This is a genomic window from Neisseria sp. P0019.S002, from assembly GCF_051957155.1.
Taxonomy (GTDB): Bacteria; Pseudomonadota; Gammaproteobacteria; order Burkholderiales; family Neisseriaceae; genus Neisseria; species Neisseria perflava.
In genome coordinates this window covers 63,354-84,743 of record NZ_JBQCWS010000007.1, presented here as the reverse complement: position 1 = coordinate 84,743, position 21,390 = coordinate 63,354, and the positions used below count along the sequence as shown (strand labels likewise).

The following is a 21,390-nucleotide window of genomic DNA, read 5'->3' as shown; positions in this document are numbered from 1 at the left end:
TATGGCTAAAGAAGATACCATACAGATGCAGGGCGAAATTCTTGAGACTTTGCCCAATGCAACATTTAAAGTAAAACTGGAAAATGATCATGTAGTACTTGGTCATATATCTGGCAAAATGCGGATGCACTATATCCGTATTTCTCCAGGAGATAAGGTAACAGTTGAATTAACTCCTTATGATTTAACCCGTGCTCGGATTGTTTTCCGAGCAAGATAAACGATAAAAGGAAATAAAATGCGTGTACAACCTTCTGTAAAGAAAATTTGTCGCAATTGCAAGATTATTCGTCGTAATCGTGTAGTTCGCGTAATTTGTACTGACCCACGTCACAAACAACGTCAAGGTTAAGAAGCTAGTTTTCTTAACTATTGATTTTGTGGTATAGTGACATACTTTGCCCTAAAAAGGAAAAAATATGGCTCGTATTGCAGGGGTAAATATCCCTAATAATGCCCATATCGTAATTGGCCTTCAGGCTATTTATGGTATTGGTGCGACTCGTGCTAAATTGATTTGTGAGGCAGCAAATATTGCTCCTACTATTAAAGCAAAAGATTTGGACGAGGCTCAATTAGACGCTTTGCGTGAGCAAGTTGCTAAATATGAAGTTGAAGGCGATTTGCGTCGTGAAGTAACGATGAGCATTAAACGACTGATGGATATGGGTTGCTATCGCGGCTTCCGTCATCGTCGTGGCTTGCCTTGTCGTGGTCAACGCACTCGCACAAATGCTCGTACCCGTAAAGGTCCGCGCAAAGCGATTGCCGGTAAGAAATAAATTTTAAGGAATTTGATTAATGGCTAAAGCAAACACAGCTTCGCGTGTGCGTAAAAAAGTACGTAAAACCGTAAGCGAAGGTATTGTGCACGTTCATGCATCTTTCAACAATACCATCATTACAATCACTGACCGTCAAGGCAATGCATTGTCTTGGGCTACCTCTGGCGGCGCTGGTTTTAAAGGTTCTCGTAAAAGTACACCATTTGCAGCACAAGTTGCAGCAGAAGCAGCTGGTAAAGTTGCCCAAGAGTATGGCGTTAAAAATTTAGAAGTCCGCATTAAAGGCCCTGGCCCTGGTCGCGAATCTTCTGTACGTGCTTTAAACGCTCTTGGTTTCAAGATTACCAGCATTACTGACGTTACCCCGTTGCCTCATAACGGTTGCCGTCCGCCTAAAAAACGTCGTATTTAATATTGGAGTGATTTAAAACATGGCACGTTATATTGGCCCTAAATGTAAATTAGCACGTCGCGAAGGTACGGATCTGTTTTTGAAGAGTGCACGTCGCTCTTTGGATTCCAAATGTAAAATGGATTCTGCACCTGGTCAACACGGTGCGAAAAAACCACGTTTGTCAGACTACGGTTTGCAATTGCGTGAAAAACAAAAAATCCGTCGTATTTATGGCGTGTTAGAACGCCAATTCCGTCGTTACTTTGCGGAAGCTGATCGTCGTAAAGGTTCTACCGGTGAATTGCTGTTGCAATTGCTGGAGTCCCGTTTGGACAATGTCGTTTATCGTATGGGTTTTGGCTCTACCCGCGCTGAAGCACGTCAATTGGTTTCTCATAAAGCTATCGTTGTAAACGGTCAGGTTGTTAATATCCCTTCTTTCCAAGTTAAAGCAGGCGATGTTGTAGCTGTTCGTGAAAAAGCTAAGAAACAAGTACGTATCCAAGAGGCATTGAGCTTGGCTACTCAAATTGGCTTGCCAAGCTGGGTATCTGTTGATGCCGACAAATTGGAAGGTGTATTCAAAAATATGCCGGATCGCTCAGAATTGTCTGGCGATATTAATGAACAGCTGGTGGTAGAGTTCTACTCTAAATAATGCTAGCTCAATGAGGGACAGTTAAATGCAAAATAGCACAACCGAATTTTTGAAACCTCGTCAAATTGATGTAGATACTTTGTCTTCCACTCGGGCCAAGGTGTCTATGCAGCCATTTGAACGTGGTTTTGGTCATACTTTAGGTAATGCTTTGCGTCGTATCTTACTGTCATCCATGAATGGTTTTGCCCCAACTGAAGTAGTTATTTCCGGCGTATTGCACGAATACTCTACTATTGATGGTGTTCAGGAGGATGTTGTTGACGTTCTCTTGAACATTAAAGGTATCGTATTCAAGCTTCACGGTCGTAACCAAGTTCAGTTGACTTTGAAAAAAACAGGTGCCGGTGCAGTTGTAGCCGGTGATATTGATTTGCCACACGATGTGGAAATTATCAATCCTGAGCATGTTATTTGCCACTTGGCTGACAATGGCCAAATTGACATGGAAATTAAAGTAGAGCAAGGTCGTGGTTATCAATCTGTTTCAGGCCGTCGCGTATTGCGTGATGAGAACAAACAGATTGGTGCGATTCAGTTGGATGCGAGCTTTTCGCCCATCAGTCGTGTTAGCTTTGAAGTTGAACCTGCACGCGTAGAGCAACGCACGGATTTGGATAAATTGGTTTTAGATATTGAAACCAATGGTTCTATTGATCCGGAAGAGGCTGTACGTAGTGCCGCACGTATCTTAATTGACCAAATGTCTATTTTTGCAGATCTGCAAGGTACTCCGGTTGAAGAGGTTGAAGAAAAAGCGCCTCCTATCGATCCTATCTTGCTGCGTCCTGTAGATGATTTGGAATTAACCGTACGTTCAGCTAATTGTCTGAAAGCTGAAGATATTTACTATATTGGCGATTTGATTCAACGTACTGAAACCGAGCTTCTCAAGACCCCTAATTTGGGTCGTAAATCTTTGAATGAGATCAAAGAAGTGTTGGCCTCTAAAGGTCTGACATTAGGTTCTAAATTAGAAGCTTGGCCGCCTGTAGGCTTAGAAAAGCCGTAAGTTTGAAGATTAAAGGATAATGACATGCGTCATCGTAATGGCAACCGCAAATTAAACCGTACTAGCAGCCACCGTGCTGCGATGCTGCGCAATATGGCGAATTCCTTGTTGACTCACGAAACCATCGTGACAACTTTGCCTAAAGCAAAAGAATTGCGCCGCGTAGTTGAGCCCTTGATTACCTTGGGTAAAAAACCTTCTTTGGCAAACCGTCGTTTGGCTTTTGACCGCACTCGCGATCGTGATGTTGTAGTTAAATTGTTTGACGAATTGGGTCCACGCTTTGCTGCTCGTAACGGCGGCTATGTTCGTGTACTGAAATACGGTTTCCGTAAAGGCGACAATGCTCCTTTGGCATTGGTTGAATTGGTTGATAAAGCAGCTGATTCTGCTGAATAAGCAAATTAATATGAAAGCACTACCTGTTTAGGTGGTGCTTTTTTATTTGGATAGACCCTTTATCATTGCGCAGAGTTACAATCCGCCTCCGCTTGGACTCGTGTCAATAACTGTTGTAGCTCCCTTTCTCATTTCGCAGTGCTACAATCAACAAGAGCCGCATCATTAATATAGGCAGGTTGTAGCTCCCTTTCTCATTTCGCAGTGCTACAATGGATATTCGCCGTAGCCTCGAACGTTTCCCGTTGTAGCTCCCTTTCTCATTTCGCAGTGCTACAATAATTCTGTGTTGCGCTTGGTAGAACTTTTCGTTGTAGCTCCCTTTCTCATTTCGCAGTGCTACAATTGGCAAAGGCGTGAACGCTCACACAATCATGTTGTAGCTCCCTTTCTCATTTCGCAGTGCTACAATGTATGGTATTGAGATAGACGGCGTTGATGGGTTGTAGCTCCCTTTCTCATTTCGCAGTGCTACAATAGCGCGTGGAACACATCATCAAGACACTGGGTTGTAGCTCCCTTTCTCATTTCGCAGTGCTACAATCAAACACGCTGTCAAAGCATATCGTGTTGAGTTGTAGCTCCCTTTCTCATTTCGCAGTGCTACAATAGGTTTCATTTTAGATATACTCTTTCATAGGTTGTAGCTCCCTTTCTCATTTCGCAGTGCTACAATAGGCTTACGGCTGCCGTGTTTGAGTGTGAGGTTGTAGCTCCCTTTCTCATTTCGCAGTGCTACAATCGGTTGTTATTCGCTAGTGATGTATAACAGGTTGTAGCTCCCTTTCTCATTTCGCAGTGCTACAATGTCATTTTTAAATTTTTCTTTCACTTGCGTGTTGTAGCTCCCTTTCTCATTTCGCAGTGCTACAATCAGCCTGCTGGCGTTGGTAGATACACTCGAGTTGTAGCTCCCTTTCTCATTTCGCAGTGCTACAATGCCCTCTTGGTGTCAATACTTAACGACTTGGTTGTAGCTCCCTTTCTCATTTCGCAGTGCTACAATCGCGACTGTTGAACCTACACCTGAACCTGCGTTGTAGCTCCCTTTCTCATTTCGCAGTGCTACAATTCAGGTCGTAGTTGTTGGCTTCCAACGTCTGTTGTAGCTCCCTTTCTCATTTCGCAGTGCTACAATGTATGCCAGGTTCAGAAAATGAAATAAAAGGTTGTAGCTCCCTTTCTCATTTCGCAGTGCTACAATACCTCAACGGGAAACCCTTATCATGTAAGGGTTTCCCGTTTTATTTGGTCTGAAAAAAAGGGCTTAAAATAATAATAGTTGGTCGGAATTTACCCTTTTTTCTTGGGTTTTCAGCTCTCCCAACAGCAGTTTCATGGTGGCATATTGCTTTTCTGTTACTTCCAAACAGCGGATTGAACCTTCTTGCGGTAGGTTTGCACATAGCCTATTGTGGTGTTTTTGCAACGAATCTCGACCTTTGACAATACGGCTGTATACGGAAAGTTGGAGCATTTGGTATCCATCTTTTAATAGAAACTGGCGGAATTGATTGGCAGCTTTGCGCTTTGCCGCTGTGGTAACCGGTAGGTCGAAGAAGACAATAATCCTCATAAATTTGGCCTCACTCATATTGGTATTCTTTCAATGGCAAGATTTCAGGCAGTTTCAGCTGTTTGGCGTTTTTATCGGTTACGCTGGCTTGAAATGAAGAAATCATTTTGTCTATGGCAGCTAAGGTGCTGAAGTGTTGCCGTTCGATGCAGATTTGACAGTGAAGGGTCTTGATAAGGTTTTGTTTGATGCCGGGGGTCAGTTTAGTTTTCAGACGGCCTTGTTCATGCAAATGTATAACGACCAGGTCGGCCAGTGGGCGTAAGGGTTCGATAAAGTCATCAGCGAGGTTGAATGGATTCAGTTCGCTTCTATGAAACAAGCCTAATGCAGGCAACCAGCCATATAAGGTCAGGGCGCGTGCAACTGCTGCACGGAGTACGGCGTAGGTGTAGTTCAATGCGGCATTGACGGCATTGTTATCATTACGGGTAAACTTTTCTCCAAAGAGGGCTTGGAAGTAGAGGGTGGCAGCTTGGGCTTCACGGTTTCCGGTGTCGCCCGAACGGACTTCGACTGCCAAAGTGCGCAGCCGTTTGGCTGCAAGATCATTGCCTGTTTCGTCTGCGACAAATGCTTGATTTAGGATTTTTTGGCGGACGATATGTTGCCAGATTTGCTTTTTTAAGGGTTCGCTTATATTCAGCTGCAGTTTGAGGATTTTGAGTTGGCGGTGATATTGGGCATAAGGCAGCCATTGTCCGCAGGGCAGGAATTGCTCATCACATGTCAGCAGAGTTGTACCATGCTCGGCTAAGGCCGATAGGAGCGGGGTAGTGATCAGGGTTTCGCGGTTTTCGATGATGATTACAGCAATGTCTTCTAATGGTACGGTATGGAACTCGCCGTTTTGTTGAATCAGCAGTTGCCGGCGTTGCAAGGATAGTTTGCCGCCGTTTTGAATGAGCAGGCTGCGCCAAGTCATGTTTTTCCCCTTATTTTTATATAAAAAATCCCTGCTTCAGGCCGTCTGAAACAGGGATGGATTAATTTAACGGACAGATGGGCGTTTTTTCAGACGGCATGGTCTGATTTCTTTGCCCAGTTCGTCGATTTGGTATTTTTGGAATGAAAGGGCGGTTTTGACGCCGATGCCTTCCAGAATTCCGTTTTTCCCGACTTTATTATCCAGATCGTGGATACGGATATTAATATTACCTGTACCTCGATGACAGCTAGCAAAGTAACCAAATATTCTAGCTTTTTTTGTTATTACTTCAATTAAATCATTAGGATGTAATGAAAATTTAAAGTTAAAACTATCATCAATAAGTTGCCAATCTTCTTCATCTTTAAAAGCGATAATAGCCCTATCCGGCAAAATCCCTTTCGCTACCTGCCAACTGTAAATCGGTACGAGATAATACTTGCCGCCTTTCTCAAAAACATCTACGCGCACCATGGTTGCGTTGTCGGCAATGCCGTTGTGGTTACGCACCCATACGCCGGTTTTCTGTACTTGCTCTACGCGTACGGCTTTTACCTGTTGGGTGCGGTTGCCTACTTTATCGTATTTGTAAAACGGCTCGGCAAAGGCTTTGGCAGGATCGTCTTTATGTGCTTCCAAACGTGCTTTCAGTCCTTCGTATAGCTTAGGTTCGCGCTCCCGATTGACCATTTTTTCCAAGTCTTTCAGTTTTAACTGTGTCAGCGGTACGCGCAACACGCTGATGCCTTCGTCCAGTCGTTTGGCGGATTTGACGGTCTCCATATGGCCTTGCCCGCTCATCTTCCGATTGGGCGCGCGTGAAACAAACAGTGGCGTAACGTATTCGTGCACGGCTTCGGGACGAGATGATAATTTTTCTGCGAGCAGGGTACGCAGTTTTTCGGGGGTATCCGCTTCTTCAAATTCGGGTTTGCCGTCCGGTTTGCCGAAGACGCGAATCATGACTTCTTGTGCGAAAAATTCCCAAGGTTGCGGGAAGTGTGTTTTTTGATGCAGCACTTCTCCTGTTTCTTTATCTATGGTTTTGCCGTCAAACGCGTTCATCTCTTTATAGCGTACAAAACGGGTAATTTTCTGCTGCATGGCAACGGTCGAGCAGGCAATGACGACTGCGTCCAAGGCGTGATGGCGGTCGTTTTCCGCACGCACTTTGCGCAATCCCCAAAAGCCGCGCAACAGATTGGTAATTTGTCCGTTTGAGGCAAAGACACGTCTTTTCCCTTTACCTGTCAGCCGCATACGGTCGGCAACAAATTGGCACAGGAAACGGTTGACGTAGCGCGTATCGTTCAGGTTGCGTTCTTTAAAGCCATCTTCATCGAATTTTTGCAGCAGAATCCGTTGTTTTTTACTGCGCGGGAAACGGCTGGTTTCAACACGCGCTTTAAATTCCTGCCATTCGCGGCTGTTGTCTTTGCCGTTGAAGTATTCGTAAGGGGTTTGATTGCCTTTGTTTTGGTTTTCGCTGCCCAATACCAGCACTTTATTGTTGAAACTGTCGTCCCATGTGCGCGAGAACGGCAGGGCATGGTCGATTTCAACATAGCCTTTTTCGTTCAGACGGCCTAGGTTGATTTCTTTGCCCGAATATAGGCATTTGCCGTGTTGTTGCTCGTACAGGCGCAGTTTCAGAATATCTTTGGATTTGGGTTCGCCGACAAAATTGGGGAAATACTCTCGGAATTTAGCGGCGGCTTTTTCCCGGTCTTTATGGTTTTCTTTTTGGCGTTTTTCGATTTCTTTGCGGTCTTTAAACGATTTACCTACCTCTCTTGCCGTTTCAATATGGATACGTGCAGGGGAGCCATAACGGCGTACAACGGCGTTAATGACTTTTCTGGCTTGAGATAAGGCGCGTAAGACGACTGGGTTACGGATTTCATCGGCGGGGATCGGTGGCAGAGAAATCTCTTCCTCCGTATTTTTCTTTCCGCAATGGTCTCCGTAGATTTCGGCGCAGGCTTCATCGTAACGTTTGCCTTGTTCCATTAGAGGCACAATTCTGCGCAATGCTTTCAAGGAAATTTGGACGAACTTATCGAAGCTGATGTGCTTCAACAACGCTTCTAAGATTTCAGGCTGAACACGGTCTTTCAGACGGCCTGTAATGTCTTCATCGGTTTTGAACAGGGAGAATGCCGTGCCGATTTCGTCTTGTAATTCGGGAGAAAGGTTTAATGGGGATTTTTTGTCTTTCAATTCTTCTTTTTCCAGCGCACGGCTGATGGCATGGTAGGCCTTCATTTCCATCAATGTTGAGGTTTCGACATTGTCTTTACCATAGCGCAAGCCTTTGAAAAAGGCGGTATCTTCTAAACCCAGCAGCTTACGGGCTTGTGCGTAAGTCAGTTTCTTTTTATACGGCTGATTTATAAGTATGGTGCGTTCGGTATCGGTCAATGGCCGCTCGCTGCCTTGCTCTAAAATACGCAGGTTGTTCAGCTTGGTCAGCCAGATGAAACGTTCGGCTGTGTAGGTGTTTTTAGCGGCTTTCGGCTCTGTCGGTTCGAAGGTGCAATGCCCCAACATTTTTTGAATGGCATCGCCAGACAGAGCAGGGCGTTGCGCCATCAGCAGGGTTTCAATACCTTCTTTAAGGCCGTCTGAAACATGCGGATTGCCGAATTCTTTTTGTTTTTCAAACAGCAAAACCAGCTCCGCCTGTAAATCTTCGCGGCTGAACGTATGCGAATAATCGCCGCGCTGGTTGCGGATATGGCCGCTTTCTTTTTCAAATTTATTTAAAGCCAATTCGGCCGGAGTGCGGAAATTGCCTGTCTTTAAGGCTTGAGTGTTACTCTTCATACCTGCACGCAAAGCCCCAAGCTCCTTATCGGCAGTTTCGCCCTCGTTTTTTCTTTGCGACAAATAACCGCGATGTTTGATTAAATGCAACAAGACTGCCGACCACTCCAAAGGCGTCAGTTTGCGGTCTAATGCGGCTGCGCGAAGTTGCCATGGTGTATTCGGTAAGGATTTGATCAAGCCGTTTTCGTCAAAATCGGCGGCTTGTAATACGCCTTCGCGTTTCAATAGGCGGCGGGCCCGAAGCAGGCGATGGGCGCGACGGCGGGTCAGGCGGCGAACACTGCGTGCCAAGCGTCTTGCCGCTGCGAGAGAGTCACCTGTTTTCGGAACTTCTGCACGCTCAAATACGCGCACGCCCAAATCAATCAGGCGGATGGGGTTTTCTTCTTCGTCAATTTCTACCATCGCCCAGCCGACGGATGCGATGCCGATATCGAGACCGAGGATGTAGTTGATTGGGTTGGGTTTGAATGCAGCCATCAGTTTCTCCGTAATATGATGTTTGGTAAGTATAAATATATCCTAGGTAAGTATTACCATGCAAATGAAATGCTTGACTGGGTGTCGATTTGGAATTAGAATTTGAACATATTGTTGCACTGCGAAATGAGAAACGTTGCTACAATAAGGCCGTCTGAAAAGATGTGCCGCAACGCTCTGCCCCTTAAGGCTTCTGCTTTAAGGGGCATCGTTTTGTCTAAATGGCAGGGATTAAAAAGGCCGTCTGAAATTTCAGACGGCCTTTGGTTTTACCAGATATCGGATTTGATTTTGCGTTTCAAGCCCGGGTGTTCAGAGAGTTTGAACTCTGGGTCTTTACCCATTTTCAGCTTGGCTGTGTAGTCTTTCAACAGCAGGAAGGCAAGTGGTGACAGGAGCAGGATGGCAACGAGGTTAATCCATGCCATGATGCCCATGGCCATGTCTGCCATATCCCATACCAAGGGTACGTTGGCAATTGCGCCGAAGTAGACCCATGCCAAAACCAGCATACGGAAAACGGCGGTAACCAGCCAATGGCTCTTGATGAATTGGACGTTGGATTCGGCATAGGCATAGTTGCCGATAACGGTTGAAAAGGCAAACATAAACAGGATGGCAGCAAGGAAGCCCGCGCCCCATTCGCCTACCTGGCTGACGATTGCCGCTTGGGTCAGCGCCGCACCGCTCAGGTCGCCGTAAGGCTGTTGATAGATCAAGACGATAAAGGCGGTGCATGAGCAGACGATGATGGTATCGACGAAAACGCCCAGCATTTGAATCATGCCTTGGGAGACGGGGTGTTTCACTTCGGCTGCGGCTGCGGCGTTCGGCGCGGAACCCATACCCGCCTCATTGGAATACAGGCCGCGTTTGATACCCTGCATCATGGTGGTCGAAATCAGACCGCCGAGGAAACCGCCTGCAGCCGAATCGAAGTTGAACGCGTTGGAGAAAATCTGACCGAACACATCAGGAATTAGGGAAATATTGGTAGCAATGATGAAGAGTGCTATGACGAGATATAAAACCGCCATCAGCGGAACGATAATTTCCGCGGCTTTAGATACGCGACGGATACCGCCGAAGATAATCGGGGCAGTCAGAATGACCAGGGCGACACCGACATAGTGTTGATCCCAGCCCCATGCCGCTTTGGTGGTATCGGCGATGGTATTGGTCTGTACGGCTTCAAATACAAAGCCGAAACAGAAAATCAGGCTCAGGGCGAACAAAACGCCCAGCCATTTTTGTCCCAGGCCTTGAGTTATGTAGTAGGCAGGACCGCCGCGGAAGTGGTGGTTGTCGTAGTCCCGGACTTTAAAGAGTTGGGCCAGTGAAGATTCGACAAACGCCGAACTCATGCCGATTAAGGCAGTTACCCACATCCAGAATACCGCGCCCGGCCCGCCGAGTTTGATGGCAATCGCCACACCGGCGATGTTGCCCACGCCTACGCGGCTGGCCAAGCCGGTAACAAATGCTTGGAACGGTGTGATTCCGTGCGGATCATCACCTTGTTTGCGACCGCCTAGCATTTCTTTGATACTGCGGCCGAAGAGGCGGAATTGTACAAAACCGGTGGTAATGGTAAAAAATAGGCCTGCGCCTAAAAGCATATATACCAATCCCGACCACATTGGGTCGTTGATGGCGTTTACCCAGCCGTGAAGCTGTTCGAAAAATTGATCCATACAAACCTTTCAGAGTTTCTGCATTTTCAGACGGCCTGTGTGTGTGGGCTGCCTGTAATTGGATGTATTCTAGCAGACTGTCAACAAACTGAAAAACGTTTACATATTCTTTTTTATATTATCTTTTTGATTATCATGTAATTTTATTATTATGGTGTAAAGGATTTATTGATTTTAATTTTCCCATTTTGCATATTTGAACAAAAAGGCCGTCTGAAAACAGAGTCTTGTTTTCAGACGGCCTTGATTTTATTTCAATGTGTTATTCAGGACGCATTTGCGGGAACAGAATCACGTCGCGGATGGTTTGCGAATCGGTCAGCAACATTACCAAGCGGTCGATGCCGATGCCGCAACCGCCGGTCGGTGGCAGGCCGAATTCCATGGCGCGGATGTAGTCGGCATCGTAGTGCATGGCTTCGTCGTCGCCGGCGTCTTTTTGCGCCACTTGCGCTTTGAAGCGTTCGGCTTGATCTTCCGGATCGTTCAACTCGGAGTAGCCGTTTGCCAGTTCGCGGCCGACAACGAAGAGCTCGAAGCGTTCGGTCAAACCCGGTTTGCTGTCGGATGCGCGTGCCAATGGCGATACTTCGACAGGGTAGTCGATGATGAAAGTCGGGTTCCACAGTTTGCCCTCGGCGCAACCTTCAAACAGGGCGAGTTGCAGGCTGCCGATGCCCGGAGACGGAGGCAGGCTTTCGCCGTGTTTGACGATTTCTTTTTTCAGCCATTCTTCATTGTTCAACTGCTCATCGGTGTAGTGCGGATTGTATTTTTTGATGGCACCGAGAATGGTCAGGCGTTCAAACGGGCTTTCCAAATCGACTTCTTTGCCGTTGTAGCTGATTTTTGCCGTACCGTTTACCGCGCGGGAAGCGTTGCGGATGATGTCTTCCGCCATTTGCATCATGCGTTCGTAGTCGGAGAAGGCTTCGTAGAATTCGATCATGGTGAATTCAGGGTTGTGGCGTACGGACATGCCCTCGTTACGGAAGCTGCGGTTGATTTCAAACACGCGTTCCAAACCGCCGACAACCAAGCGTTTCAGATACAGCTCGGGCGCAATGCGCAGGTAGAGCGGAATGTCCAAGGCGTTGTGGTGGGTAACGAACGGTTTTGCTGTCGCACCGCCCGGAATCGGGTGCATCATTGGGGTTTCAACTTCCAAATAATGCTCGTTGACCATGAAATTGCGCACGGATTGGATAATTTGGCTGCGTTTGATGAAGGTATTGCGCGATTCTTCGTTGGCAATCAAATCGACGTAGCGTTGACGGTATTTGGTTTCCTGATCGCTCAAACCTTTGTGTTTGTCCGGCAGAGGGCGCAGGGATTTGGACAGCAGACGGATGTTGGACACGCGCACGGTCAATTCGCCGTGGTTGGTTTTGAACAAAGTACCTTCCGCACCGATGATGTCGCCTAAGTCCCAGTGGTTGAAGTCGTCCAAAACTTCTTGGCTCACGCCTTTGTTATTCAAATAAAGCTGGATTTGACCGGTAACGTCTTGAATGGTGGCGAAGCTGGCTTTGCCCATTTGACGTTTGAGCATCATACGGCCGGCCACTTTGACGGGAATGCCTTGCGGGTCGAGTTCTTCTTTGCTGACTTTACCGTATTGGGTGTGCAGATCGGCGGCAAAGCTGTCGCGTTTGAAATCGTTAGGGTAGGCATTGCGTTCTTTGCGGATGTTGTGCAGTTTCTCGCGGCGCAGGGCAATGATTTGGTTTTCGTCCAACTGCGGCTCGATTTGCGGATTGTTTTGTTCGCTCATGGTGTTTTCCGGAAAAATGAGTCAGGCTGCCGGAGTTTTCAGACGGCCTGAATAAAGTGAAAAATTGGCTCTATTTTACGCGATGTCGGTGTTTTTTTCTATAAAGGCAGAAAGGCCGCCTGAAACCTGAAAAATCAGTTTCAGACGGCCTTTTGTTTCATGAAGGGCCGTATCGGCAGTTAGATATCGGTTTCCAAATAAACGACTTGGGTTTGCAGATATTCTTCCAAACCGTGTTTACCGTCCGCGCCGCCGATACCTGATTTTTTCCAACCGGCATGGAAGCCCTGCATGGCTTCGAAGTTTTCGCGGTTGATGTAGGTTTCGCCGAAACGCAGACGGCGGGTTACATAAAACGCTTCATTCAGATTGGTGGTATAGACGGAGCTGGTCAGGCCGAATTCGCTGTCGTTTGCCAAAGCGATGACTTGATCGAGTGTGTCGAAAGTGGCAACCGGCAGGACTGGGCCGAAGGTTTCTTCCTTCATGATGTCCATGCTGTTGTCGGTATCGGTCAGCAGGGTAGGTTCGAAGAAGTAGCCTTTGCCGTCGGCACGTTTGCCGCCGCAAACCAAGGTTGCGCCTTGTCTAACTGCGCGTTCGACTTTTTCGGCAACGGATTTTACGGCGCGTTCTTCAATCAATGGGCCCATTTCCAGTGCGCCGGGTTCGGCTTCGGCCGGGTTGCCGTAGCGCACGCCTTTCATGGCGGCGGTCATTTTTTCAATAAATGCGTCTTTCAGGCTGCTGTGGACATACACGCGTTCGGCGCAGTTGCAGATTTGGCCGGTATTGCCCACGCGTGAAGCCAAGATGGATTTCACTGCCAAGTCCAAATCCGCGTCTTTCAAAACGATGGCAGGGGCTTTGCCGCCCAGTTCCAGTGAGACTTTGGTAATGTTGGTGGCGGCGGCTTCCATTACTTGGCGGCCTGCATCGACAGAACCGGTCAGGCTGACCATATCGACTTGCGGATGCGATGCCAAGGCATTGCCTATTTCTGCGCCAGGGCCGTTGACGACGTTGAATACGCCGGCCGGTAAGCCTGAAGCGTGAACGATTTCAGCAAAAATGTGGCAGTTAATCGGGGTAACGCTGCTTGGTTTGACGACGATGGTATTGCCTGTTACCAAAGCCGGGCCCATTTTTCGGGCAATCAGGAAGAATGGGAAGTTCCACGGCAAAATGCCGGCGATTACGCCCAAAGGACGTTTGAACAATAAAATATTTTCGCGCGGGCGGTCGCTTTGGATGATTTCGCCTTCATAACGGCGCGCCCATTCGGCTTGATAATCGAGATAGTCGGCAGTGAACATGACTTCTATGCGTGCCAAGTCTTTGGTTTTGCCGCCTTCAGCAACAATAGTGTCGGTCAGCTCGTCGGCACGTTCGCGGATGCCTTGGGCGATTTTGCGCAGGTATGCGCCGCGTTCAACGGCAGGTAAACGCTCCCACGCAGTTTGCGCATCTCTGGCCGCAGCAACGGCACGGTCAACATCTGCTTTTCCGCCTTTAGGCTCACGCGCGATGACTTCTTCGGTTGCCGGATTTAATACATCACGCCATGTGCCGTTAAAGTCGGTTTCAAAGCGGCCGTTAATATACATAGACAGTTGTTTCATCAAACCTTCTCCTGTTGTTGTAGTTGGATGTAGTTTTAGTCTATGCCTAAATTGTCTGGCATACAAGAGGATTTAGCGTGGGTTGATGATAGGTATTTGGAAGCTTTTAGAAAAAGATGATGGGTGGGGGAGTTGGGTTTGATTAATTCAAGAGGTTGGTGCTGGTGTGATGCCTTGAGTTGGTATCCGTAACAGCATTGTGACAAAGCTCGGATATTGCTTGATTTTGATGATAAAAAAGTATCAAGTGAAGAAAGGCTTGATGGAGAATATAAAAAAACCTGCTTTTTTTAAAGCAGGTTTTCATATTTGGTGGGTCGTGAGCGATTCGAACGCTCGACCAACGGATTAAAAGTCCGCTGCTCTACCGACTGAGCTAACGACCCGATAAGTTGTGCATTATAGGGAGATTGTTTCTTTTCGTCAACTGTTTTTTTGAAATTTTTTTCAAAAAACGTAAACCAGCTGTTATTTGGCGTTAATTCTCCCTTTTTTGAGCATTTATTATGTTATGATTTTTTGGTCTGTCAGTTTTGGCAGATATTTTTTAGACCAAAGGATATACAACATGAAAAAATTATTGATTGCTGCAATGATGGTGGCTGGTTTGGCTGCTTGTTCTCAAGAGGCGAAACAGGAAACTCAAGAAGCGGCTTCTGCCGTTGCTTCTGATGTGAACGCTGCTGCCGAACACGCGGCTTCTGCTGCCGATGCTGCTGCTTCCGAAGCTAAAGGCGCTGCTGAACAGGCTGTTTCTGACGCTAAAGAAGCCGGTGCCGATGCGAAGGAAACTGCGGAGAAAGCAATTTCCGATGCTAAAGAAACTACCGGTAAAGCCATCGATGGTGCTAAAGAAGCCAGCGACAAAGCCTTGGACGATGCAAAAGCTGCTGTGGGCGAAGCTAAAGATGCTGCCAAAGACGCAGCTAAAGACGCTATGGGTAAAGCTGCCGATGCAACTCAAGAAGCTGCCGACAAATTGAAAGACGCTGCTAAATAAGCTGGTGTTTGATATTTGAAAAGGCCGTCTGAAATGTTCAGACGGCCTTTTTATATCGGCAGATTATTTTTTCTCTTGCTGATGCGTGTACACCAAAGAAGTCAGGATGGATGCACCCAGTGCGCCGAAGACGACGGACAGGGAAATGGAAATCGGGATATGTACCCAGTGCATAATCAGCATCTTGATACCGATAAAGCTCAACACGAAAGCCAAGCCGTATTTGAGGAAAATAAAGCGTTCGGCAAAGTCTGCCAGTAAGAAGTACATGGCACGCAGGCCCAAGATGGCAAAAATGTTGGAAGTGAGGACGATGAAAGGGTCGGTAGTTACGGCAAAAATAGCGGGGATGCTGTCCACGGCGAAGATGACGTCGCTCAATTCGATCATAATCAATACCAGCAAAAGCGGCGTAGCGATACGTTTGCCGTTTTCGATGGTAAAGAATTTTTCACCGTCAAACTGTTGGCTGGTTGGGATGACTTTTTTGAGTAGGGTCAGGATTTTGTTTTGGGAAAGGTCTTCTTCAGCTTCGGCTTCCGGCTTCATCATGTGAATGCCGGTGTATAAGAGGAAGGCGCCGAAGAGGTACAAAATCCATTCAAATTGTTGTACCAAGGCTGCGCCGATGAAGATCATGATGGCACGCAGGACAATGGCGCCGAATACACCATAGAGCAAGACGCGGTGTTGGAATTTGGGTTCGACTTTGAAGTAGCCGAAAATCATCAGGAAAACGAAGATGTTATCAACGGCAAGGGATTTTTCAAGCACATAGCCGGTGAAGAATTCGAGGACTTTTTCTTTGGCGACAACGGCCCCGTAAGTCGGGTTGCCCGCCAGTTCAAAATAGAGCCAGCCTGCAAACGTGCAGGATACGGCCACCCAAATGCCGCTCCAGGCGAGGGCTTCTTTGATGCTGACTTTGTGGGCGCCGTTTTTTTTCAGCGATACCATATCGATGGCGATCATGATTAAGACGGCAATAAAGAAGATGCCGTAAAACATCGGCGAGCCGACGGACGGGTATTGGGTCATAAACAATCCTTGTGTGCGGGGGAAGGGTAAGGTTTACCAAGACAGGTAGAACATTGCTTTGGCAAAAAAGACGATAAACAGCATATGGCTGAATACGACGGCGTGTATGTATTTCGACCAGCCGACGGTGAGGGTGTGCCGTGCCATTTTGACGACGGCGATGGCAAAATGTACCAAAACGCTTATTGCCAACAGGATTTTGATGCTCAGCATGATGCCGAAAGAGCTGTCGAATGGGTGGTGAAGTATCGGCAGGTAGCGGTTGTACACCATCACGATGCCGCTGATGAACAAGGTAATGACGACAGGCGGCATTACGCGGACGGCACGATAGGACATGGCACGTTCGACTTCGCGGCGCGATTCGCGCGAAACGCGGCCGGTGTGCAAAACGGAGAGAACCAGCATTTCGAAAAATACGCCGCCGACAAAGGCAATCGCGCAATAAACGTGGATGATGTGTGCCAGTGCGTAGATACTCATGACGGGTGTTTCCGGTAATTCAGACAAGTCGTCATTGTATCACTACCGAATGCGGTTGATGTATGCGCAATTTTATGCCAAATATATTAAATTTTATAAATATTCTATTGGAATTGCCGTTTATTTTTGAAGTTAACCGTTCATCAAGGACGTTATCTTAGTTTAATCTGTCTTTACTTATCAGAAAATATATTAATGAAAGGTTGTGCCATACTGCTCCATATAAAGCTTAACCTCTGATGGAGAATCAAACCATGAAGAAAACTTTTGCAAAAACTGTGACCTTGATCATGCTGGCCGCTTCTTTGGGTGCATGTGCCAATATGACTCAAACCCAACGCAACACTGCTGCTGGTGCGGTATTGGGTGGTGTGGCAGGTAACTTGATTGGTGGCGATACCGGCTCTACCTTGGGTGGTGCGGCTTTGGGTGGTGTTATCGGCAGTCAAGTTCATACCCGCTACTAATCCTTTATTCGGTTAAAAATAAAAAGGCCGTCTGAATGTTCAGACGGCCTTTTGTTTTGCGGTTTATTCGTTGACGAAGGTTACACCGGTCAGTTGCGATTGCAAAATGGCAGTGCGCAAAGCAGTCAGTGCTTTCGGTCGGACAAAGTTGCGGCGATAGGCCAAAACGACACGGCGGTGCGGTGCAGTGCCTTCAAACGGGATAATGCTGAAAAGCATATGGTCGTTTTCGGTCAAGGCGGTAGCCGGCATGACGCTGATGGCCAAACCGCTGGCAACCATGTGGCGGATGGTGTTGATGGAGCTGCCTTGCAGGGTATTGGTCAAACCTTGGATTTTTTGTTTGGAAGCCAATTCGGAACAGCTCGCCAACACTTGGTCGCGCATACAGTTGCCTTCGGACAGCAGCAACACTTGTTCTTCGCCCAAAAGCTGAGGCGTAACGGCATCGAGTTCTTCAAAGTGATGTCCTTTGGGAACAATGACGAAGAAAGGTTCGTCATACAGAGGCTCGGTTACGATGCCCGGCTCTTGGAACGGTTCGGCAACGACGATTGCATCGACATCGCCGCGTTTGAGCGACTCGGTCAGGATGTGGGTATAGTTCTCTTCCAGCATCAGCGGCATTTTCGGCGCGGTTTCACGCAGCGCGGTAATGAGCTTGGGCAGAAGGTAGGGGGCAACGGTAAAAATCAGGCCGAGTTTGAACGCGCCTTCCAATTCGTTTTGCTCTTCATTGGCAAGGTGCTTGATGAGTTCTGCTTCTTCCAGAACTCGGCGGGCTTGGGCGACAATGCGCTCGCCCGCTTCGGTCGTGATGATGTCGTTGCTACTACGGTCGAACAGGGATACCGACAGCTCTTCCTCCAGCTTTTTGATGGCGATGGAGAGGGTGGGCTGGCTGACAAAGCAGCGTCGTGCGGCACGTCCGAAGTGACGTTCTTGTGCGACGGCTACGATGTAACGCAATTCGGTCAAGGTCATGTGTTAAGCCTTTTTTTGTTCCGGCAGGGTGATGTTCAGCTCAAGAACGTCCAAGCCGTCTTGTTTCTCTTGGGAGATGCGGATGTCGTCCAATGATACGTTGACGTATTTGGACAGGACTTCCAACAACTCTTTACGCAGGGTCGGCAGATAGTCCGGAGCTTGGCCTTCTTGTGCGCGCTCTTGCGCGATGATGATTTGCAGGCGGTCGCGCGCGACTGTGGCGGTTTTCGGCTTTCTGCCGAACAGCATATCGAGCAGTGACATGTATTAACCTCCGAACAGTCGTTTTAAGAAGCTTTTCTTCTCAGCTTCGAGGAAACGCATTTCGCGGTTTTCACCCAAGAGGCGGGCGATAACGTCTTTGTAGGCTTCTGCTGCTGCGGCATTGTCTTGGTGGATGACAGGTTCGCCGGCGTTGGAAGCTTGCAGAACGTTTTGTGATTCAGGAATCACACCGATCAACGGAATACGCAAGATGTCGCAAATGTCTTGAACAGACAGCATTTCGCCCTTGGCTACGCGCTCAGGGGAGTAGCGGGTAATCAGCAAGTGCTCTTTAACAGTACCGCCTTGTTCGGCTTTGCGGGATTTGCTTTGCAAAATGCCCAAGATGCGGTCGGAGTCGCGGACGCTGGATACTTCCGGATTGGTAGTAATAATGGCTTCGTCGGCAAAGTAGAGTGCCATCAGTGCACCTTGTTCGATACCGGCAGGGGAGTCGCAGATGATGAATTCAAAGCCCATTTTTTTGCTGGCCAGCTCTTTCATCACGTTGTCCACGCCTTCGCGGGTCAGAGCGTCTTTATCGCGGGTTTGCGATGCAGGCAGGATGTAGAGGTTTTCGCAGTTTTTGTCTTTAATCAGGGCTTGGTTGAGTGTGGCTTCGCCTTGGATGACATTGATGAGGTCATACACGACGCGGCGTTCGCAACCCATAATCAGGTCGAGGTTGCGCAAACCGACGTCGAAGTCGATCACGGCGGTTTTGTGGCCGCGCAGGGCCAAGCCGGTTGCGATGCTGGCGCTGGTAGTAGTCTTGCCTACGCCGCCTTTACCTGAAGTTACTACGATGATTTTGGACACGATATTTCCTTTTTAAGTACTGATGTTTATTCGGCGTCGATTGCGCTGATAACCAGTCGGTTGTCTTGCAATGATACTTGTACGGGTTTTTTGTGCAGATGCTCGGGCAGGTCTTGCTCGAAGTTGCGGTAGATACCGGCAACGGAGACTAATTCGGCCTGCATGGAATGAATAAAGATGCGCGCGTTGGTGTTGCCTTTTGCACCGGCCAACGCTCTGCCGCGCATGGGGGCGTAAATATGGATGTTGCCGTCGGCGATAAGTTCCGCACCTTGGCTGACGATGCCGGTAACGATGAGGTCGCCGTTTTCAGCGTAAACCTGCTGGCCGGTACGCACGGGCGTGCTGACCAATACGGTCGGATTATTGATGACGGTGGCCTGTACGTCTTGCGGTTGCGGTGCTTGGCGCGGGGTAGGCGCTGCCTGTGTGTCGGCTGCCTGGGTGGAGTTACCTTGTTTGAAGACCAAGTGGTAACGCGCCGCCGCTGCCGCCCATGTGTCGCTGGTGTGGTGCAGCCCTAAAATTTGCATGCCGTAACGGGCAAACAGGGAAATCATGCCGCCCAAATCGATGGATTCGGGATGGTCGAAATCTTGTACGTCTAAAATGAAAGGAACGAATTCGTCTTGGGATTGGCCTGCCAGTTGGCGCAGGAATTCTTCCAATTCGGTTAGATCTGCGGTGTGCAGATGGATGGATAAGACGTCTAAACGTGACGTTTTTATGTCGAATGCGGGTTTCATTGTAATGAAATAATAAAATTTTTTAATGACGTAAGTTTACCGTGTAAATCTTGGCTATTCAATCTGTTTGGCCGTCTGAAACCAAAATATTTTGTTTGAATGTTTTTCAGCTGTATCTAGTGTGGTTTTTTGGTGTGAGCGCAGGTTTCAGACGGCCTTGGGAAAGGGGTAGCCGTGTGTGTCGATGTCATCGGCGGCGGCCCACGGCGTGTGGATAAGGGTAGACGGCAGGTGCGCCAATTCGGGGAGGTAGCTGCGGATGTAGCTGCCGTCGGGATCGATTTGATGTGAACGGTGGGCATAGCGGACGGTGGCTGTGTCTTGTGCGGCGAGGTGCCAGTTAGCTTGGTTGAGCGCGGGGTCGGTGCCGGTTTGGACGGAGGCTGTCCACGCGATGCCTTGGTTGGGGTCGAAGTTGAGGGCATGACAGAAATAGTGGGCGCACAGCTGCTGGAGAACGGGGTGTAAGTGGCCGGTGGCTTCGAGGCCGCGGATGGAGGCGTCGATGATGGGCACGCCGGTTTGGCCGTGTCGCCAGTATTCGCGTACCGGAGCAGCATCGGTTGTTTCGGGCAGGCGGCGGTGGTAGGCGAGCTGGTAGCAGTAGTCGCGGAAAATGAGTTTGTCCAGCCACTCGAAATATCGGTTTTCCAAGCCTTCGGCAGCCAGCAGGCGCGGTGAAATGCAGCCTGCGGACAGGTAGGCATTGAGGAGGCTGGTGTTTTTTCGTGCCGGAAAGTTTTGGGTAATCGGATAGTGAACCAAATTCTGTTTGAACGCGTGCCATTGCGTTAAGGCTGCGGTTTCGCCGCCCTGTTGATAGGCAGGCAATACTGCGCCGGTATGGGCTGGAAACAGTAGAACGTTTTGTCCGGTTTGAACAGGCAATTCGGTTTCAGACGGCCTTTGTCCTGAATAAGCCTGCAACCATGCTTGTTTATAGGCGGCAAAATCGGTGTAGGGCAGGCCGTTGGCATCCATGAGGGGGGATTTGGCCAAAATGCCGCGGTCGTTGGCGTGTTGCAGGGCAAGGCCTGCTCGGTCAAAATTGTGCCAGAGGTGGTTGTCTTGGCGGATTTCGGCTTCGGTGTAGGCTTCGTCTGTGATGACGGTATGGGCATTAAGCGCAGCAGCCAAGGGGAGGAGGTCTTCGTCGGAGGCGACAACATATAAGGGAATATGGTGTGCCGCCAGACGGGTATGCAGCTCTTGTGCGGCTTGATAATGGAACAGGCTTTGACGCGGATTGTGGTTTTCAGACGGCCTTTGGCTGACCCAGACGCAGGCGATGGGCAAACCGCTTGCAACGGCGGCATTAAGCGCGGCATTGTCGTGCAGGCGGAGGTTGCGGCGGAACCAGACAAGGACGTGGGCAGATTTCATGAGCATGTTCCGACGGAAAAGGGGAAACCATTTTATCAGAATCGGCCTCATG

The 21,390-nt window shown here is 48.5% G+C and carries 22 protein-coding genes, 1 tRNA gene and 1 CRISPR repeat array; of the genes, 9 read left to right on the top strand and 14 right to left on the bottom strand.

What is annotated here, in order from left to right:
• The first annotated feature begins 1 nt into the window (after window position 1).
• From infA to rplQ, 7 genes are all read left to right on the top strand, one after another.
• Window positions 2–220 (top strand): translation initiation factor IF-1, encoded by a 219-nt coding sequence (gene infA, locus ACTHTY_RS10215; protein WP_003684714.1) that lies wholly within the window; start codon window positions 2–4, stop codon window positions 218–220.
• 18 nt (window positions 221–238) lie between these two features.
• A complete protein-coding gene (gene rpmJ, locus ACTHTY_RS10210; RefSeq protein ID WP_003697674.1) occupies window positions 239–352 on the top strand; it encodes a 50S ribosomal protein L36 in 114 nt (37 codons plus the stop codon).
• Window positions 353–419: 67 nt separating this feature from the next.
• Complete coding sequence (gene rpsM / locus ACTHTY_RS10205) at window positions 420–782, top strand: 30S ribosomal protein S13 (RefSeq protein WP_440367510.1); 363 nt, start codon at window positions 420–422, stop codon at window positions 780–782.
• Window positions 783–801: 19 nt separating this feature from the next.
• A complete protein-coding gene (gene rpsK, locus ACTHTY_RS10200) occupies window positions 802–1,197 on the top strand; it encodes a 30S ribosomal protein S11 (protein WP_002216249.1) in 396 nt (131 codons plus the stop codon).
• Between the two features lie 19 nt (window positions 1,198–1,216).
• The gene (gene rpsD, locus ACTHTY_RS10195; protein ID WP_003749296.1) at window positions 1,217–1,837 is read left to right on the top strand and encodes a 30S ribosomal protein S4; all 621 of its coding nucleotides are present in this window, start codon (window positions 1,217–1,219) and stop codon (window positions 1,835–1,837) included.
• Between the two features lie 25 nt (window positions 1,838–1,862).
• The gene (locus ACTHTY_RS10190; RefSeq protein ID WP_003684706.1) at window positions 1,863–2,849 is read left to right on the top strand and encodes a DNA-directed RNA polymerase subunit alpha; all 987 of its coding nucleotides are present in this window, start codon (window positions 1,863–1,865) and stop codon (window positions 2,847–2,849) included.
• A 24-nt stretch (window positions 2,850–2,873) separates the two neighbouring features.
• The gene (rplQ, locus tag ACTHTY_RS10185) at window positions 2,874–3,248 is read left to right on the top strand and encodes a 50S ribosomal protein L17 (RefSeq protein ID WP_003684792.1); all 375 of its coding nucleotides are present in this window, start codon (window positions 2,874–2,876) and stop codon (window positions 3,246–3,248) included.
• 112 nt (window positions 3,249–3,360) lie between these two features.
• A CRISPR array of direct repeats spans window positions 3,361–4,452; the repeat unit is 36 nt; unit sequence GTTGTAGCTCCCTTTCTCATTTCGCAGTGCTACAAT.
• A gap of 63 nt (window positions 4,453–4,515) precedes the next feature.
• On the opposite strand, the gene cas2 is transcribed toward rplQ, so the two are convergent.
• The 7 genes from cas2 to ACTHTY_RS10150 form a co-directional block, all read right to left on the bottom strand.
• Window positions 4,516–4,842, bottom strand: coding sequence for a CRISPR-associated endonuclease Cas2 (cas2, locus tag ACTHTY_RS10180; RefSeq protein WP_033912916.1), 327 nt, complete (start codon window positions 4,840–4,842; stop codon window positions 4,516–4,518).
• The gene (cas1, locus tag ACTHTY_RS10175) at window positions 4,835–5,749 is read right to left on the bottom strand and encodes a type II CRISPR-associated endonuclease Cas1 (protein WP_440367508.1); all 915 of its coding nucleotides are present in this window, start codon (window positions 5,747–5,749) and stop codon (window positions 4,835–4,837) included. The genes cas2 and cas1 overlap by 8 nt, the downstream gene beginning before the upstream one ends.
• A gap of 66 nt (window positions 5,750–5,815) precedes the next feature.
• The gene (gene cas9, locus ACTHTY_RS10170; RefSeq protein ID WP_440367507.1) at window positions 5,816–9,061 is read right to left on the bottom strand and encodes a type II CRISPR RNA-guided endonuclease Cas9; all 3,246 of its coding nucleotides are present in this window, start codon (window positions 9,059–9,061) and stop codon (window positions 5,816–5,818) included.
• A 269-nt stretch (window positions 9,062–9,330) separates the two neighbouring features.
• Window positions 9,331–10,755 (bottom strand): alanine/glycine:cation symporter family protein, encoded by a 1,425-nt coding sequence (locus tag ACTHTY_RS10165; RefSeq protein WP_440367506.1) that lies wholly within the window; start codon window positions 10,753–10,755, stop codon window positions 9,331–9,333.
• A gap of 262 nt (window positions 10,756–11,017) precedes the next feature.
• Window positions 11,018–12,529 (bottom strand): lysine--tRNA ligase, encoded by a 1,512-nt coding sequence (gene lysS / locus ACTHTY_RS10160; protein ID WP_440367504.1) that lies wholly within the window; start codon window positions 12,527–12,529, stop codon window positions 11,018–11,020.
• A gap of 179 nt (window positions 12,530–12,708) precedes the next feature.
• Window positions 12,709–14,151: an aldehyde dehydrogenase gene (aldA, locus tag ACTHTY_RS10155; RefSeq protein WP_070814096.1), complete on the bottom strand. Its 1,443-nt coding sequence runs from the start codon at window positions 14,149–14,151 to the stop codon at window positions 12,709–12,711.
• 310 nt (window positions 14,152–14,461) lie between these two features.
• A tRNA-Lys gene (locus ACTHTY_RS10150) sits at window positions 14,462–14,537 on the bottom strand.
• A gap of 182 nt (window positions 14,538–14,719) precedes the next feature.
• On the opposite strand from ACTHTY_RS10150, the gene ACTHTY_RS10145 reads away from it, so the two are divergent.
• Window positions 14,720–15,151, top strand: coding sequence for an Ag473 family lipoprotein (locus tag ACTHTY_RS10145; RefSeq protein WP_063069252.1), 432 nt, complete (start codon window positions 14,720–14,722; stop codon window positions 15,149–15,151).
• A 63-nt stretch (window positions 15,152–15,214) separates the two neighbouring features.
• Here ACTHTY_RS10145 and ACTHTY_RS10140 read toward each other — a convergent pair whose 3' ends face one another.
• Both ACTHTY_RS10140 and ACTHTY_RS10135 read right to left on the bottom strand, forming a co-directional pair.
• Window positions 15,215–16,189: a TerC family protein gene (locus ACTHTY_RS10140; RefSeq protein WP_440367502.1), complete on the bottom strand. Its 975-nt coding sequence runs from the start codon at window positions 16,187–16,189 to the stop codon at window positions 15,215–15,217.
• Window positions 16,190–16,222: 33 nt separating this feature from the next.
• Window positions 16,223–16,672 (bottom strand): CopD family copper resistance protein, encoded by a 450-nt coding sequence (locus tag ACTHTY_RS10135; protein ID WP_049330770.1) that lies wholly within the window; start codon window positions 16,670–16,672, stop codon window positions 16,223–16,225.
• Window positions 16,673–16,926: 254 nt separating this feature from the next.
• On the opposite strand from ACTHTY_RS10135, the gene ACTHTY_RS10130 reads away from it, so the two are divergent.
• Window positions 16,927–17,139, top strand: a complete 213-nt coding sequence (locus tag ACTHTY_RS10130; protein WP_003684747.1) for a glycine zipper 2TM domain-containing protein — start codon at window positions 16,927–16,929, stop codon at window positions 17,137–17,139.
• 63 nt (window positions 17,140–17,202) lie between these two features.
• Here ACTHTY_RS10130 and ACTHTY_RS10125 read toward each other — a convergent pair whose 3' ends face one another.
• From ACTHTY_RS10125 to ACTHTY_RS10105, 5 genes are all read right to left on the bottom strand, one after another.
• The gene (locus ACTHTY_RS10125) at window positions 17,203–18,123 is read right to left on the bottom strand and encodes a hydrogen peroxide-inducible genes activator (protein ID WP_049330768.1); all 921 of its coding nucleotides are present in this window, start codon (window positions 18,121–18,123) and stop codon (window positions 17,203–17,205) included.
• A 3-nt stretch (window positions 18,124–18,126) separates the two neighbouring features.
• Window positions 18,127–18,390 carry a cell division topological specificity factor MinE gene (minE, locus tag ACTHTY_RS10120; RefSeq protein ID WP_003680625.1) on the bottom strand — a complete coding sequence of 88 codons (264 nt, stop codon included), beginning with the start codon at window positions 18,388–18,390 and terminating at the stop codon, window positions 18,127–18,129.
• A gap of 3 nt (window positions 18,391–18,393) precedes the next feature.
• The gene (gene minD / locus ACTHTY_RS10115; RefSeq protein WP_063076224.1) at window positions 18,394–19,209 is read right to left on the bottom strand and encodes a septum site-determining protein MinD; all 816 of its coding nucleotides are present in this window, start codon (window positions 19,207–19,209) and stop codon (window positions 18,394–18,396) included.
• Window positions 19,210–19,235: 26 nt separating this feature from the next.
• Window positions 19,236–19,955, bottom strand: a complete 720-nt coding sequence (gene minC / locus ACTHTY_RS10110; protein ID WP_004520214.1) for a septum site-determining protein MinC — start codon at window positions 19,953–19,955, stop codon at window positions 19,236–19,238.
• Between the two features lie 147 nt (window positions 19,956–20,102).
• Entirely contained in the window at window positions 20,103–21,338 is a 1,236-nt protein-coding gene (locus ACTHTY_RS10105) for an FAD-binding domain-containing protein (protein ID WP_440367500.1), read from the bottom strand.
• Between the last annotated feature and the right edge of the window lie 52 nt (window positions 21,339–21,390).